We start from the raw sequence: 14,515 nt of genomic DNA on the forward strand, positions 1-14,515 counted from the left end.
AAAGTCTATCGACATATGACGGTGGATGACTTATCGTGATCGTCGCGGTGGTCCGGCGCGGCCGGCCCGCCGCGACCACCGTTCGGCCCTGCGAGAGGACCTCCGTGCCCCGTCGTTCCCGCACGTCCACAGCACTCGGCATCAGCGCCACCGCCGTGGTGGCGCTGGCCCTGGCCGCGCCGCCCGCCCTGGCCGGGCCCGCGGCCGCCCCCGACCCGGTGCCCTCCCTGGTGGCCGGTCAGGACACCGCCGCCCCGCAGCTGGTCACCGGCCTGGCCGAGCCGGCCGTCGGCAGCCCCGCCGACGCCGCCCGCGCCCACCTCGCGGCCCACGGCGACCGCTACCACGTCGACCCGGGCGAGCTGGCCGAGGTCGGCTCCGAGAGCACCCCCGACGGCCGGCGCACCGTCAGGTTCGAACAGCGCCACGACGGCGTGCCCGTGTTCGGCGCGCAGTACCTGGTGCACCTGACGGGCGAGGGCGCCGGGCAGCGCGTCGAGTCGGTCGGCGGCAAGTACTTCACCGGCCTGACCGTGCCGACCACCGCCACCGTCCCGGCCGCCGCCCTGCGCGACCTGGCGCTCGGCTCCGTCCAGGACCCGAAGGCCCGGGCCGCGGCCACCGCCGAGGACCACGGCCTGGTCGTCCTGCCGGACGGCGCCGGCCGGCTCGCCCAGCGCTTCACCGTGCACGCCGCCGACCCGGCGACCGGGGCGCCCGCGGCCCGCGAGGTCTTCGTGGACGCCACCGTCGGCGTGGTCGCCCTCGCCTACGACACCCGCGCCCCGCTCCCGGCGGCGGCGCCGCCCGCCGGGAGCGCCGCGGCCGGCCTCGAACCCGCCACCGGGACCGCGCCGGACGCCCGCGGCAACTCCACCAACGTGAACATCGCCCGCCTGCCGGACGGCAGTTACCAGCTCACCGACCTCACCCGGCCCGCCACCATCACCACCTACGACGCCGGCGGCCGGGACGAGATGGACTTCGGCGGCGGCATCCCCGCCGACCTCCCCCCGGCCCACTCCCCCGGCCCGGACTTCCCGGCCTCCGCCGGCACCAGCGGCGCCACCGACGCCAGCGTCAACGCCGGTATCGTGTACGACTTCTACCACGACCGGTTCGGCCGCAACGGCCTGGACGGCAAGGGCGGCGCGATCACCTCCGTCGTCAACGTGACCCAGGACGGCGCCCCCTACGCCAACGCGTACTGGGACGGGAAGAAGATGGTCTACGGCAGCGGGGGCCCCAACTACTACCCGTTCTCCGCCGCCCTCGACATCGCCGGGCACGAGATGACCCACGGCGTCATATCGAACACCGCCGACCTGGCCGGCATGGGCCAGGCCGGCGCGATGAACGAGGGGCTCGCCGACTACTTCGGCAACGCCATCGAGGTCACCGCCCGCGGCATGTCCATGAACGACCCGGCGGCCGCGCTGCTCGGCGAGAGCAAGTGCCGCACCGGCACCCCGCAGGCCTGCGCGGACCGCCGGATGGACGACCACCGCACCACCGTGAACGACTACCTCGGCGGCACGATCGACAACGGCGGACAGCACCTCAACGCCACCATCTTCAGCGGCGCCCTGTGGGACATCCGGCGCACCCTCGACCCGCTCACCGCCGACCGGGTGGTCTACCGGGCGCTCACCGCCTACCTCACCCCGCTCGACGACTTCGTCGCCGGGCGCAACGCGACCCTGGCGGCCGGCCGCGACCTCGGCCTCAGCCACGCCCAACTGCGCACCGTGGCAGCCGCGTTCGACGCCCACGGGATCAAGCCCGGCTGGGAGAGCCGGATCGGCATGGACAGCCGCACGCTGGCCCGCAACCTCTCCTACTCGATGGCGCCCCCGGCCGCCGGCGGCGGGCACTGGGTGGCGATGGCCCCCGCCCCCGACCCGGTCAAGGGCACGGGCGGCACCCGCCCCGACACCACCGCGCTGTACACCGGCTCCACCACCGGACGCGGCGCCCCCGTCCGGCTCAGCCCCGACGACGGCCGCTACCACAGCTGGCCCGCCACCGACGGCACCACCGCCGTGTGGAAGGCCATCGGCACCACCGCCCAGAACCACAGCCGCGAACTGCTGGCCGCACCGCTGTCCGGCGCCGGCCCGGTCCGCAGCCTGTTCCTCGCCGACGGGACGGAGCCCGGCAGCCCCCAGGTCTCCGGCGGCGACATCGCCTTCACCGTGAACAACTTCGCCACCGGCCGCACCAGCATCCGGCTGTCCCACGACGGCGCCCCCGCGGTCGAACTGCCGCTGGCCGACGGGCACCACCCGGACGACCTCACCCTCAAGGACGGCTACCTCGCCTGGACCGAGTCCTGGCAGGACGGACAGCAGTACGTCACCGCGCCGACCGTCTACTCGATCGCCGCCGGCAAGGTCACCGCCCAGTACACCGCGCACGCCGCCCCCGGCGCCGCCGCGACCAGCGCCTCCTCCGCCCGGCTCGCCGGCGGACGGCTGCTGTGGCTGGACACCCCCGCCGGCGCGACCGCCCGCGCCTCCGTCCGCTCCGGCGCCCTGGACGGCTCCGGCGTGACCGAGGTGCTGGCCGCCGACGCGCCGAACGCCCCGACGCGCGGCGGCAACCTCACCGCCTCCGACCAGGCCCTCACCTACAAGGTCGAGAGCACCAAGCCCGCCGGCGGCTGGACCAACGCCGCACTGCCCAAGCTCTGGCAGCTCCCGGTCGGCGGCGGCACCCCGCAGCGCCTCTCCTGCGACCGTGGCGGCCAGGACCAGCCCGCCGCCGACCAGGGCACCCGGGTGGTCTGGCTGGACTCCACCCCCGGCCGCACCGACCTGGTCGTGCGCGACCGCGCGGCGGGCACCTGCTGACCACCTCTCCCTGACCCCCGCCCCCCAGGGGTCCGGCCCGGCGCGGACGGCTCACAGCCAGCCGCGCCGGGCCGCCTGCACGCCCGCCTGGAAACGCGTGGTGGCCCCCAGCTGGGCCAGCAGCGCCGAGACCCGGCGCACCACCGTGCGCCGCCCCAGCCCCAGCCGCCGGGCGATGGCGTCGTCCGTGGCACCACTGGCCATCAGGGTCAGGATGCGGCGGTCCCGCTCACCGATCTGCAGGTCGACGGCGGACACCGACGCCGGGACGGCCAGCCGCCAGAGCGTCTCGAACACCGCGGCCAGCGCCCGCAGCAGGCCCGAGGGCCGGATCAGCAGCGAGACGACGCCCGGGCGCCCGTCGGCCGCCAGCGTGACGATCGCCAGGTCGTCGTCGCCCAGGGCCAGCTTGAGCGGCGGCTCGTCCAGCGTGCGGGCCTGCTCCCCCGCCTCCACCATGCGCGCCATGTTGGGGCCCGCGACCGGGTCGTCGAAGGCGCAGCCGTGGTAGATCGAGCGGTAGACGACCCCGGCGGCCATCCGCTGGCGCTGCAGCACCTCCTGGTCGAGGTAGTAGGTCGAACTGCCGGAGTAGGGCGGCACGTCGATGACCCGCACCTGGTGGCGGGCGGCGAGCTGGAGGCGCCGGCTGGCCGCCAGTACCTGGGCGGCGTCCTCGACCACCTCCAGGGCGCCGTAGGTGCCGGCGTCGCGCCGGGCGAAGCGGTAGAGGCGTTCCAGTTCCGCCCCGGCCCGGCGCGCCGCGGCCTGCCGGACGGCGTCGCTCTGCAGCACCGCCTCGACCACCCGGCCGGGCGGCAGCGCCTCCCAGGCGCGGTCGCGGTGGCGGTCGTCGCGGTGACGGTCGCCGCGGTGGCCGTCGTCGCGGCGGCCGTCGTCGCGCGGGCCCTCGCCGTTGCAGGCCACGACGACTCCCTCGTCGGCGAGTTCCCTGAGCACGGCCAGGACGGCGCCCTCGCCGAGGCCGACCCCGGCCGCCAGCTCCGCCGCCCGCGCCTGCGGACGGCCGACCAGGCAGCGGTAGATCCGGCCGCGTTCGGAGTCTGGATCCAGCACGTCGTGCACGACGTCCCCCGTCATCGTGTCGGTGTATCGGTGTGTCGGCGTATCGGTGTGTCAGCTCGGCGCTGTGCCGTTGTGCCGTTGTGTCGCTGTGCCGTTGTGTCGTTGTGTCGACCCGTCCGCTCGTCGGTTTGTCGGCTTGTCGTTGTACCGGTGTCGCCCGGACGGGCCGTCGGAGGCTACCCACGCCGGTGGCGCACATGCGCCAGTGGCCCAGGTGCGCCGCAGGGCGCTCTGGCGGACCGCGAGGTGATCTCGCAAGAGTTGTCGGTGCTCAGACAGCTCCGGCGGTTCCCCCCGGGAACGGCGGCACCCTCACGGCCAAGGACGACCCATGACACCAGCCCAGCCCGCCCGGCGCCCGCCCGCGCGGCCCCTGCGCGCCCGGCTCCGGCACGCCAGGACGGCCGTCGCCGCCCTGACCGCCTGCCTCCTGCTGCTGGGCGTGCCCGCCGCGCACGCCGAGGCCCCCGCCCCGCCGCCGATGAAGGACGGCTTCGGGCTCACCCAGGTCGGCGCCGCCACCGGCAGCGCCACCAACTTCGTGCTCACCGTCACCACACCCCAGGTCGCCGGGGAGCACACCATCCGGATCCTGCTGCCCGCCGACTACGCGGCCAACCCGGCCAAGCGCTACCCGGTCCTGTACTTCCTGCACGGCGCCTCGGACAACCCGAGCGACCCGGCCCTGGCCTACCCCGCCCTCACCGCCGCGCAGTCGATGATCACCGTCATCCCGGACGGCGGCCTGCGCGGCTGGTACACCGACTGGCTCGACCAGAACACCGCCGCCGGGGCGCAGAACTGGGAGACCTTCCACCTCGACCAGGTCGTCCCGTTCATCGACGCCAACCTGCGCACCCTGACGGGCCGCAGGAGCCGGGCCGTCGGCGGCCTGTCGATGGGCGGCTTCGGCGCGCTGCACTACGCGCAGGACCGGCCCCAGCTGTTCGGCCAGGTCCTCACCATGTCCGGCGCGAACGACCTCTCCGTGAACGAGATGATCATCCGCGGCGCCGTGGTCGCCACCCTGACCAACGTCGGCACCGTGCTGTGCGGGCCCAGCGACGGCAAGCCCTGCGGCCTCGACTTCGGCCCCACCGTCTCCAGCGACGCGATCTTCGGCTCGCCGTACCCGGTGTTCAACGCCGACTGGCGCTGGAACGCCGCGGACCCGGTCTCCCGGGCGGGCGCGCTCGCCGACACCGGCATCGCGGTCTACACCGGCAACGGCAACGGCAGCGCCTCCGACATGGAGTTCTGGGCCGAGGGCACCGCCAAGCGCCTCAAGGACCGCCTGGACGCCCTCGGTTACCGCTACCACTACGTCGACTACGGCAACGGCGCCGGCTGGGGCACCGCCTGCAACGGCGGCCACAGCGCGGGCTGCTGGGCGCAGGACCTCGTGGACTACGTCCCGCGCCTGGAAGCGGCCTTCGCCGCCGCCTGACCGGCCCGCCCTCCCCTTCTTTCCGACTCCTCTCCCCCTCTCCCTCTCCCCGTTCCCGACGAAAGGACCCGACCCCGTGCTCTCCGCCACGACCCCGAGCCGACCGGCTCCCTGGCTGCGCCTGATCGCGGCCGTCCTGGTGGCCTGTTGCGCCGCCCTGGGCTTCACCGCCGCCCCGTTCGCGACCTCGCGGGCCCACGCCGCCACGGCGCCGGCCGCCGCCTGCGCCTCCCCGCAGCAGTGCCTGACCATCAAGTCCCTCAGCAACGGGCGCCAACTCGACGTCCAGAACGGCACCATGGGCGACGGCGCCTACATCGTCACCAACTCGGCGCCCGGCTACCACCAGTCCTGGCGGCTGAGCGTCGACCCCTCCGACTTCTCCTTCACCATCGTCAACAACGACACCGGCAAGTGCATCGACCTGGCCTTCCTCACCCCGGCCCTGCGCCAGCAGACCTGCGCCGGGCAGGCCAGCCAGCGGTGGTTCCTGCAGCCGGTCGCCGGGGCCGCCGACGCGTTCATGATCCGCCACCTGGGCGACAACACCTGCCTGGACCTGCTGCTCGGCGCCCAGTACGACGACGCCTGGACCGACCAGTACACCTGCAACGGCACCGCCAACCAGCAGTGGTCCACCGGCTTCCCGCAGGCCGCCCGCAGCCTCGCCGTCGACCACGCCGCCAAGCAGTGCCAGAAGGACGTCTCCTCCTGCTCCTGGGCCGTCAAGAGCGAGGCCCCCGCGGCGCCGCTGCCCAAGATCTGCGTCTCCTCGATCTGGTTCAACAACACCAGCAGCGCCGCCCAGCAGAACTTCGCGGTCACCAACATGACCGGCTGGTCCAGCACCCTCGGCGGCGAGATCGGGGCGGAGATCTCCGGCGGCGCCCCCGGCGGCGTCTTCACCACCGCGGTCAAGACCGCCGTCAACTACAGCAACGTCTGGCAGGGCTCGACCACCGTCAACAACGCCGTCACCGTCAACGTCCCGCCCCAGCAGTACGGCTGGGTGACGCTGGCCGAGCTCGCCCGCAAGGTCACCGGCAGCTGGACGTTCGACGCCCGCGGCTTCCCGTGGACCGCCGACGACACCGTCACCGTCCCGCTCACCTCCGACCCCAGCGGCGGCGCCACCCTCTACATCGCCAACACCAGCCCCACCTTCACCAGCTGCTCCTGAGCCCCACCGCACGACCGACAGCCAGCCGCCGCCCGGCCCCGCCGGGCGGCGGCCCCGCTTTCCCCCGACCCTTCCCCGGCCTTCCCCGCCCTGACCTGACCCGCCCTGACCTGCTGACAATTGTCACGGCCGGCCGGTGTGGCAGCACACTGCCGGGCGGAGGCGCGGCGCGGACAGCATGGGGGCATGACCTCCACCGACGTGAACCACCCCGACACCGTTCGGGCCTTCCGCACCATCAGGCGACTGGTGTCCGCCTACCTGGGCCTGAGCGTCGTCACCCTGGCGGCCGCCTACGCCCTGCGCGACCACCCCGACCTGGTGAACCAGGCCGTGTGGATCCGCGGCACCCTCGTCGTGGCCAGCGCCGTGGCCACGTACCTGTTCACCACCCGGGCCGCCCGCGGCTCGCACGCGGCCTACCGGCGGCTGCGGATCATCTCGGCCGTCATGATCGCCGCGATCGTCGTGATCATCTGCGTGCCGGGGACCTTCCCGTTCTGGATGAAGGCCGAGCAGGCCCTGTGCGGGCTGGTGCTGGCGGGGGTGGCCGCCGTGATCAACGGACGCCACCTGCGTACCCTGTTCGCGCGATCCGACGCGACGTGAGGCAGGCGAGGGTGGACGAGGACACGCAGGCGGCCCTCCCCGGGCCCGCCGCCGCGGAGCGCGCCACAGGGGAGCGCGCCCCGCAGCGGTGGGTGCAGGGCTGGCGGCGGACCATGCTGGGCGCCGGGATGCTGGTCTACCCGTGCCTGACCGCCGTCGCCGTGGGCGGCAACGTGTCCGGGGCGGCCCTGGTCGCCGGGTACGCGGTCGTCGGCGCGTTCTGCCTCTGCTTCGTCCTCACCGCCACCGCGATGATCCACGGCCGACGGCGGCAGGTGCTCCTGCTGCTGGCGGTGATGAGCGCGCTGTTCCTGGCCGCGCTGCCGTTCGCCCACGAGAACGCGTTCTACCTCGCCACCGTCGTCGTCTCCTTCGTCGCCGTGCTGCGGCGCCGCCACGCCACCCTGGTGACCGTCACCGCCACCCTGGCCGCCCTGCTGGTGCCGTGGGCGGTGCCCGCCTGGCACGCCGGGCCCGGCGCCTTCCAGGCGCTGGCACTGCTGTTCACCGTGCTCACCACGGGGGCGTTCGCGGAGATCGCCACCACCAACCAGGCCCTGGTGGCCGCCCGCGCCGAGGTGGCACGGCTGGCCTCGGAGGCCGAACGCAACCGGATCGCACGCGACCTGCACGACCTGCTCGGGCACTCGCTCACCGCGATCACCGTCAAGTCCCGCCTGGCCCAGCGCCTCGCCGCCAAGGACCTCGACCAGTCGCTGGCGGAGATGGCCGCGGTGGAGTCGCTGTCCCGGCAGGCGCTGGCCGACGTCCGGGCCGCGGTCACCGGTTACCGCGACGTCACGCTGGCCGGCGAACTCGCGCGCGGACGCGAACTGCTGCGCGCCGCCGGGGTGGTCGCCGACCTGCCGACGTCCACCGACCCCGTCGCCACGCAGGACGGGGAACTGTTCGGCTGGGTGGTGCGCGAGGGCCTGACCAACGTGGTCCGGCACGCCCGGGCCGACCGCTGCACCGTCACCGTCACCGGCTCCTCCGTCGAGATCCGCGACGACGGGACGGGCGCGGACGGCGGGACCGGCGGGACCGGCGGGACCGGCGGGAGCGGCGAGGGCGGCGGGGTCGTCGGCGGCGGCGTCGGGAAGGGCCTGAGGGGACTGCGGGAACGGGTCGCGGCGGCCGGCGGTACCGTCGAGGCCGGCCCGCTGAGCCCGCGCGGGTGGCGGCTGCTGGTCACCGTCCCGCCGGGCGCCCGCCACGGGCGCGCCCCCGCCCGGAAAGGGACGACATGACGATCCGCCTGCTGCTCGCCGAGGACCAGGAACTGGTCCGCACCGCGCTGTGCGCCCTGCTCGACCTGGAGGACGACTTCGAGGTGGTCGCCGCCGTCGGACGCGGCGACCAGGTCGTCGACGCGGCCCGCGAACACCGGCCCCACGTGGCCCTCCTGGACATCGAGATGCCCGGACTCGACGGCCTGGCCGCCGCCGCCGTCCTCGCCCAGCAGGTGCCCGACTGCCGGGTCGTCATCCTCACCACCTTCGGACGCGCCGGCTACCTGCGCCGGGCGATGGAGGCGGGCGCGGTCGGCTTCGTCGTCAAGGACGCCCCGGCCGAAGTGCTCGCCGACGCCATCCGCCGGGTCGCGGCAGGCGAACGCGTGGTGGACCCGGAACTGGCCGCGGCCACCCTCGCGGCCGGCGCCTCCCCGCTCACCGCCCGGGAACGCGACGTGCTGAACGCCTCCCGCTCCGGGGCCGGCGTCGCCGAGATCGCCGGCAAGCTCTACCTCTCGGAGGGCACGGTGCGCAACTACTTCTCCTCCGCCATCGCCAAGACCTCCAGCCGCAACCGCACCGAGGCCCTGCGCACCGCCGACGACCGCGGCTGGCTGTGACACCGCCGCACGACGGGCGCAGGGCTGCCGGGATGCCGGGAGGCGGACGTCAGAGCCGCTCGACGGTGACCTCGGTGATCACGACGTCCTCCACGGGGCGTTCGCCGTCCGTGGGGACGGCCGCGAGGGCGTCGACGACGGCCCGGGAGTCGGCGTCGGCGACCTGGCCGAAGATGGTGTGCCGGCGGTTCAGGTGGGCGGGCGTGCCGACGGTGATGAAGAACTGCGAGCCGTTGGTGCCCGGGCCGGAATTGGCCATGGCGAGCAGGTAGGGCCTGGTGAAGTGCAGTTCGGGGTGGAACTCGTCGGCGAAGGCGTAGCCCGGGCCGCCGGTGCCGGTGCCGGTCGGGTCGCCGCCCTGGACCATGAAGCCGGCCACCACGCGGTGGAAGAGCGTGCCGTCGTAGTACGGGCCGCTGCCCGGCTCGCCGGTGCGCGGGTCGGTGTACTCCCGGGCGCCCTCGGCGAGTTCGACGAAGTTGCGGACCGTCTTCGGCGCGTGGAACTGGAACAGCTCCAGCCGGATCGGGCCCAGGGTGGTGTGCAGGGTCGCGAACAGGCCCTTGGCCATGGCGGAATCCTTTGCTCGGGTGGTCAGTTGGGGGCGGGGACCAGCTCGACGGGGCCGAAGTCGCGGAAGGTGCCGTAGGTGCGCGTCGCGGTGCCCCTGATGTCGACGTGCTGGTCGAAACGCACGGTACGGCCCTGGGCGTCGATCCACTGGTCGAGCTGGAAGGACGCCACGCCCACGCCCATGCGCTTGAGGTTGAGGTAGCGCTCGGCGTCCACGGCGCGCAGCTGCTCCACGCCGAGCGTGCCGGAGAGGTGGAAGGCGGGCGCGCCGTTCTGCTCCTCCATGCCCTTGCGGGCGGCGGGGCCGAGCGCCAGCAGGGCCTTCGCGTAGCCGTGGTAGTCGGCTATCCGATTGGCGAGGGGGGACTTGCGCCAGCCGCTGCCGGACTTGATGTACGCCGCGTCCTCGGTGACGACGACCGGGTCGCCCGCCGAACCGCCGCCGGTGCCCAGGGACTCGGTGAGGCGGCCGGTGCGCACCTTGCCGTTGAGGTTGACCCGGCCGGTGGTGGTCGCGACCAGCGGGCCGCCCTCGGTGCGGAAGTCCTGGGTGGCCGCGTAGGGCGTGCGGGCGGCCTGGGCGAGGGCCTGCTCGGGGTCGATCACCCCGCCGGCGGGCGCCTCGGCCGGGGCCGACGCGGGTGCGGACGCCGGGGCCGATGCCGATGCCGGGGCGGACGTCGGGGCCGCGTCGGGGGCCGTCGGGGCCGCGGCCGGGGTGGTGGCCGACGGGGCGGCGGGGGCCTGGGCCGCCGAGGGGGCGGCGTCGTCGTTGCAGCCCGTCAGCGCGGTGAGGGAGAGCACGGTCGCGGCGGCGGCCAGGGCGGTGGTGCGGCGAATCGTCAAGAAAGGTCTCCGGTCGAAAGGATCGGTGTCGGCATCCTGGCACACGGCGGGTACTCGGCCGCACTGGGGCGCAGGTCAGGAGGGTGGGTCAGGGGGGTGAGACGGGGCGCGGGTCGGGTGGAGCCCGCGTGGCGCCAACTTCCCTGCGGGACGGGCCTGGTGTCCACTTGTGTGGCGGATCGGCCCGGTTTAGGGGGGTCGGGGGCGCGGGCGGGGGGCTCGGCTTGAGAGGATCGGCCCGGAAACGGGATGGACGGGAGAGGGGTGAGACGTGGTCGGTGCCGTGCTGGTCGGTGTCCTGGTGATCGTGGTCGGCGGGTGCGTGTGCGTGGTGTGGGCCGAACGCGGCGGCCCCCGCTGGGTGCGCGCCGTGGCGTCCGTGACGCTCGCCTCGGGGTCCCTGCTGCGGCGCTCCTCGCGCAGGCGGCGCCGGAGCCTGAGCGGCGGCAACAGCGGCGACAGTGGCGGCGACGACGGTGGCGGCAGCGGCGACGGTGGCTGAGCGTCCCGCCCGCGGGCGCGACGACGAGCGGTTGCGGCGGGTCTTCGAGGCCGTGCTGGCCGCGACCCTGTCCGGGACCGGACCGCTCACCTGCACGGGCCTGGACGAGGACACCGAGAACGCGCTCTGGGCGGTCTGGGAGGCGTACCCGCACGCTTCGACCGAGCTGGTGCAGGCCGCGCGGCGCGCCTTCGCGGGCCGGCTGGACGGCAACAACGCGGCCCGCTGGCACGCGGACCTCGCCCGGGCGATCGCCGAGCGCCGCACCCGCGGCTGAGCGTGCGGCCCCGGACGTCCGGGCGTCCGAACGTCCCCGGCCGCGTGGGCGGCCGGGGACGTTCGGGGGACGTCAGCTCTCGGTGGAGCGGCGGCGGGAGGCGACGACGAGCGCCGCACCCGCGGCCAGGGCCGCGGCGGCGCCGCCGGCCTCCCAGCCGAGGCCCTCGGTGCCGGTGGCGGCGAGCTGGCCGGGGCGGGTGGTGACCGTGGTGGCGCCCGTGGTGGCCGTGGCCGTCCCGGCGGTGGTGCCCGTCGTGGTCGTGCCCGTGGTCGTGCCCGCGGTGGTGCCCGTCGTGGTGGTCAGGGCGGCGGGCTGGACGGCCGGCTGGGCGCCGGTGGCGGTCTGCGGCTGCTCGGCGGGCCGGGCCGGCTGCGGGGCCGGCTTGTTCGCGGCCTCGTCCTCGGCGCGGGCCGTGAACTGGCCCTCCTTCAGGAACTTCACGACGTCCTCGTCGGTGCCGTCCAGCGCCCGGCTGGCGGCCTCGCGCACGGCCCGCCCGCCGGCCGACATGATCTGGGCGAGCTTCACCCGGTTGTCGTCGGCCCGCTGCTTGGGGAGCTCGACGTCCAGGAAGTGCCGCACGTCGGCGACGGTGCCCGCGAGGGCCTTCTCCCCCGCCTCGCGCACGCCCGGACCGGTCTCCTTGTCGTCGAGGATGCCCTGCACCTTGGCGCGGGCCTCGTCCTCGGCGCGGGCGATGAACTGGCCCTCCTTCAGAAAGGCCAGGACTTCCTGGTTGCTGCCGGATATCGCCTTCCGCGCGGCCGCCTTCACCGCCGGCCCGGCGCCGTCGAAGATCCGGGCGACCATCACCCGGTTGTCGGTCTGACGCCGCTCGTCGAGTTCGACGTCCAGGAAGTGCCGCACGTCGGCGGCCGTGCCCGCGAGGGCCTTCTGGGCGGCCTCGTGCACAGCCGGGCCGGTCTCCTTGTCGTCGAGGATGCTCTGCACCTTGGCACGGTCCTCGTCCTCGGCACGGGCCGTGAACTGGCCTTCCTTCAGGAAGTCCAGGATGTCCTGGTAGCTGCCCCGCAGCGCCTTGTCGGCCGCCTTGCTCAGTGCCGGACCGGCGCCGTCGGAGATCCGGACGACCTTCAGCCGGTTGTCGGTCTGACGCCACTCGCCGAGCTCGACGTCCAGGAAGTGCCGCACGTCGGCGACGGTGCCCGCGAGGGCCTTCTCCCCCGCCGCGCGCACGCCCGGGCCGGTCTCCTTGTCGTCGAGGATGCTCTGGACCTTGGCGCGGGCCTCGTCCTCGGCGCGGGCGATGAACTGGCCCTCCTTGAGGAACTTCGCGACGTCCTCGGCGGTGCCGCCCCGCAGGGCGGCCGTGGCGGCCTTCTTGACGGCCGGCCCGCCGACGGCGAGGACCTGGTAGGCCCTCACCCGGTTGTCGATCACGCGCTGGTCGTGGAGCTCGACGTCCAGGAAGTGCCGCAGGTCGGCGGCGGTGCCGTTCAGCGCCTTCTGGGCCGCCTCGCGCACGCCCGGGCCGCTCTCCTTGTCGGCGAGGACGCGCCGCACCTCGGCGCGGTCGTGCTCCTCCTGGCCCGTTGCCTGGTCCTCGGCGCCCTTGGACGCGGTGTCAGGGCCGGAGACGCCGGCCGGCTGGGGGTTGTCGGCGGCGGAGGCCATCGACGGGAAGAGGACGGTGGGGGCCAGGACGGCGGCCGCGACGACGGCGGACACCCGGGGCAGCTTCATTCAGTACCTTGCGTTGTGCGGAGAGATTGTGAACGTCCGCCAGCATAGATCGTCTTTTACGGTTGCCATACCAAGTATTTGCTAACGCCCGCACCGCACCCCAGCAGCACTCACAGCACCCCGCAGCGCCCGCGCGGCCCCAGACCCTAGGGTGGGGCGGATGAGCTTCCACGTGGTTGTCGGATACGGGCCCGCCGGGGCCGCCACCGCCCGCCTGCTGGCCGGGCAGGGGCACACCGTACGGGTCGTCACCAGGTCGGGGAGCCCCGCGCGGGGCGGGGCCCCGGTGCCCGGCATCGAGCACGTGGCGCTGGACGCGGGCGATCGCGCGCGGCTGGCGGAGGCCGCACGCGGCGCGGCGGCGATCTACGGCTGCGCGGCGCCGCCGCTGCCGCAGTGGGCGGCGCGGTGGCCGGCGCTGGCCTCCTCGCTGTGCGCGGCGGCCGAGGCCACCGGGGCGGTGCTGGTCATGCTCGGCAACCTCTACGGCTACGGGCCGGTGCGGGCTCCGATGACCGAGGACCTGCCGCTGGCCGCGGCCGGCCCCAAGGGACGGGTGCGGGCGGCGGCGTGGGAGCAGGCGCGGGCTCTGCACGGGGCCGGGCGGATCCGGGCGGTCGAAGTGCGGGCCTCGGACTTCTTCGGCCCCGGGGTGACGGACGGCGGGCACCTGGCCTCGCGGGTGATGCCGGGCCTGCTGAAGGGCCGGAACATCGCGGCGCTCGGCGACCCGGACGCGCCGCACAGCTGGACGTACCTGCCGGACGTGGCGCGGGCGTTGGCCGAGGTCGCGGGCGAGGAGCGGGCCTGGGGCCGGGCCTGGCACGTGCCGACGGCCCCCGCGCTGCCGGTGCGCGCGATGGTGGAGCGGCTGGCGGCGCAGGCGGGCGTCGGACCGGTCGCGGTGCGCCGGCTCCCGCAGGCGCTGCTGGGCGCGGCGGGGCTGTTCTCCCCGCTGCTGCGTGAACTGCGGGAGGTCCGCTACCAGTTCGACCGCCCGTTCGTGGTGGACTCCTCCGCCTACGAGGCCGCGTTCGCGGTGCGCGCGACCGCGCTGGAGGATCAGGTGGAGGCGACGGTGCGGTGGTGGCGCGAGCGGGCGCAGGGGCGTTGAGCCTCCGGGCCGGTCAGTGCTTGAGCGCGTCGGCGCCGCGGTAGCCGGCGGGCACGCCCCGGGCGAAGACCACGTCGGCGGTCATGTGGCGGGTGCGCAGCGGGAGGATCTCCTGGTAGGCGGGCGAGTCGTACCAGGCGCGCAGGCGCTGGTGGTCGGGGAACTCGATGAGGATGAGGTCCTGTCCCCAGGTGCCTTCGACGGTCTCGATCCGGTCGCCGTGGATGAGGAAGCGGCCGTCGAAGGGGTCCAGGGTGGCGTCGATGCGCTGGAGGTACTCGACGATGTCGGGGCCGAACTCGACCGAGTGGACCTGGGCTATCGCGTAGGCGGTCATCGCTGTGCTCCTGGGGGGGGTTGGTCCGGTGTGCGTGGTCTCCGACGGTACGGGTGGGGGCGGCGGGGGCGAATCCGTCGCGGATCGGTAGGGGGTACGTAGCGCGGCCGCCCCCGGCGGGTGCCGGGGG

At 74.8% G+C, this 14,515-nt stretch carries 14 protein-coding genes; 9 read left to right on the forward strand and 5 right to left on the reverse strand.

From position 1 onward, the window contains the following. The first annotated feature begins 104 nt into the window (after positions 1-104). Positions 105-2,852: a M4 family metallopeptidase gene (locus tag ACFVTF_RS20615; RefSeq protein ID WP_387815293.1), complete on the forward strand. Its 2,748-nt coding sequence runs from the start codon at positions 105-107 to the stop codon at positions 2,850-2,852. A 51-nt stretch (positions 2,853-2,903) separates the two neighbouring features. Here the strand turns inward: ACFVTF_RS20615 and ACFVTF_RS20620 are convergent, their stop codons facing one another. Then, the gene (locus tag ACFVTF_RS20620; RefSeq protein WP_387815295.1) at positions 2,904-3,953 is read right to left on the reverse strand and encodes a LuxR C-terminal-related transcriptional regulator; all 1,050 of its coding nucleotides are present in this window, start codon (positions 3,951-3,953) and stop codon (positions 2,904-2,906) included. Positions 3,954-4,269: 316 nt separating this feature from the next. Between ACFVTF_RS20620 and ACFVTF_RS20625 the strand changes: the two genes are divergently transcribed. From ACFVTF_RS20625 to ACFVTF_RS20645, 5 genes are all read left to right on the forward strand, one after another. Then, the gene (locus tag ACFVTF_RS20625; protein ID WP_387815297.1) at positions 4,270-5,385 is read left to right on the forward strand and encodes an alpha/beta hydrolase; all 1,116 of its coding nucleotides are present in this window, start codon (positions 4,270-4,272) and stop codon (positions 5,383-5,385) included. Between the two features lie 76 nt (positions 5,386-5,461). Then, a complete protein-coding gene (locus tag ACFVTF_RS20630; protein ID WP_387815299.1) occupies positions 5,462-6,565 on the forward strand; it encodes an RICIN domain-containing protein in 1,104 nt (367 codons plus the stop codon). Positions 6,566-6,751: 186 nt separating this feature from the next. Further along, on the forward strand, positions 6,752-7,174 hold the full coding sequence (locus tag ACFVTF_RS20635; protein WP_387815301.1) for a hypothetical protein: 423 nt from the start codon (positions 6,752-6,754) through the stop codon (positions 7,172-7,174). Between the two features lie 11 nt (positions 7,175-7,185). Further along, positions 7,186-8,424, forward strand: coding sequence for a sensor histidine kinase (locus ACFVTF_RS20640; protein ID WP_387815303.1), 1,239 nt, complete (start codon positions 7,186-7,188; stop codon positions 8,422-8,424). Next, the gene (locus ACFVTF_RS20645; protein ID WP_371515224.1) at positions 8,421-9,029 is read left to right on the forward strand and encodes a response regulator; all 609 of its coding nucleotides are present in this window, start codon (positions 8,421-8,423) and stop codon (positions 9,027-9,029) included. The genes ACFVTF_RS20640 and ACFVTF_RS20645 overlap by 4 nt, the downstream gene beginning before the upstream one ends. Before the next feature lie 49 nt (positions 9,030-9,078). Here the strand turns inward: ACFVTF_RS20645 and ACFVTF_RS20650 are convergent, their stop codons facing one another. Both ACFVTF_RS20650 and ACFVTF_RS20655 read right to left on the reverse strand, forming a co-directional pair. Beyond that, the gene (locus ACFVTF_RS20650) at positions 9,079-9,600 is read right to left on the reverse strand and encodes a peptidylprolyl isomerase (RefSeq protein ID WP_371515225.1); all 522 of its coding nucleotides are present in this window, start codon (positions 9,598-9,600) and stop codon (positions 9,079-9,081) included. 23 nt (positions 9,601-9,623) lie between these two features. After that, positions 9,624-10,448 carry a hypothetical protein gene (locus tag ACFVTF_RS20655; protein ID WP_387815306.1) on the reverse strand — a complete coding sequence of 275 codons (825 nt, stop codon included), beginning with the start codon at positions 10,446-10,448 and terminating at the stop codon, positions 9,624-9,626. Between the two features lie 271 nt (positions 10,449-10,719). Here ACFVTF_RS20655 and ACFVTF_RS20660 point away from each other — a divergent pair, with 271 nt between their 5' ends. Together ACFVTF_RS20660 and ACFVTF_RS20665 are read left to right on the forward strand one after the other, a co-directional pair. Continuing rightward, a complete protein-coding gene (locus ACFVTF_RS20660) occupies positions 10,720-10,950 on the forward strand; it encodes a hypothetical protein (protein WP_387815308.1) in 231 nt (76 codons plus the stop codon). Then, the gene (locus tag ACFVTF_RS20665; protein ID WP_387815309.1) at positions 10,943-11,227 is read left to right on the forward strand and encodes a hypothetical protein; all 285 of its coding nucleotides are present in this window, start codon (positions 10,943-10,945) and stop codon (positions 11,225-11,227) included. Before ACFVTF_RS20660 ends, ACFVTF_RS20665 begins: the two co-directional genes overlap by 8 nt. A 72-nt stretch (positions 11,228-11,299) precedes the next feature. Here the strand turns inward: ACFVTF_RS20665 and ACFVTF_RS20670 are convergent, their stop codons facing one another. After that, on the reverse strand, positions 11,300-12,934 hold the full coding sequence (locus ACFVTF_RS20670) for an ALF repeat-containing protein (protein ID WP_387815311.1): 1,635 nt from the start codon (positions 12,932-12,934) through the stop codon (positions 11,300-11,302). A gap of 160 nt (positions 12,935-13,094) precedes the next feature. On the opposite strand from ACFVTF_RS20670, the gene ACFVTF_RS20675 reads away from it, so the two are divergent. Next, positions 13,095-14,048 carry an NAD-dependent epimerase/dehydratase family protein gene (locus ACFVTF_RS20675; RefSeq protein ID WP_387815313.1) on the forward strand — a complete coding sequence of 318 codons (954 nt, stop codon included), beginning with the start codon at positions 13,095-13,097 and terminating at the stop codon, positions 14,046-14,048. Between the two features lie 13 nt (positions 14,049-14,061). On the opposite strand, the gene ACFVTF_RS20680 is transcribed toward ACFVTF_RS20675, so the two are convergent. After that, positions 14,062-14,385 (reverse strand): DUF1330 domain-containing protein, encoded by a 324-nt coding sequence (locus tag ACFVTF_RS20680; RefSeq protein WP_387815315.1) that lies wholly within the window; start codon positions 14,383-14,385, stop codon positions 14,062-14,064. Between the last annotated feature and the right edge of the window lie 130 nt (positions 14,386-14,515).

Source organism: Kitasatospora sp. NPDC057940 (assembly GCF_042887425.1).
GTDB lineage: Bacteria > Actinomycetota > Actinomycetes > Streptomycetales > Streptomycetaceae > Kitasatospora.

Bases quoted from the DNA above. Each gene is read 5' to 3' on its own strand.
- ACFVTF_RS20645 (WP_371515224.1), top strand. From the start codon at position 8,421: ATGACGATCCGCCTGCTGCTCGCCGAGGACCAGGAACTGGTCCGCACC.
- ACFVTF_RS20625 (WP_387815297.1), top strand. From the start codon at position 4,270: ATGACACCAGCCCAGCCCGCCCGGCGCCCGCCCGCGCGGCCCCTGCGC.
- ACFVTF_RS20675 (WP_387815313.1), top strand. From the start codon at position 13,095: ATGAGCTTCCACGTGGTTGTCGGATACGGGCCCGCCGGGGCCGCCACC.
- ACFVTF_RS20670 (WP_387815311.1), bottom strand. From the start codon at position 12,934: ATGAAGCTGCCCCGGGTGTCCGCCGTCGTCGCGGCCGCCGTCCTGGCC.
- ACFVTF_RS20635 (WP_387815301.1), top strand. From the start codon at position 6,752: ATGACCTCCACCGACGTGAACCACCCCGACACCGTTCGGGCCTTCCGC.
- ACFVTF_RS20650 (WP_371515225.1), bottom strand. From the start codon at position 9,600: ATGGCCAAGGGCCTGTTCGCGACCCTGCACACCACCCTGGGCCCGATC.
- ACFVTF_RS20620 (WP_387815295.1), bottom strand. From the start codon at position 3,953: ATGACGGGGGACGTCGTGCACGACGTGCTGGATCCAGACTCCGAACGC.
- ACFVTF_RS20680 (WP_387815315.1), bottom strand. From the start codon at position 14,385: ATGACCGCCTACGCGATAGCCCAGGTCCACTCGGTCGAGTTCGGCCCC.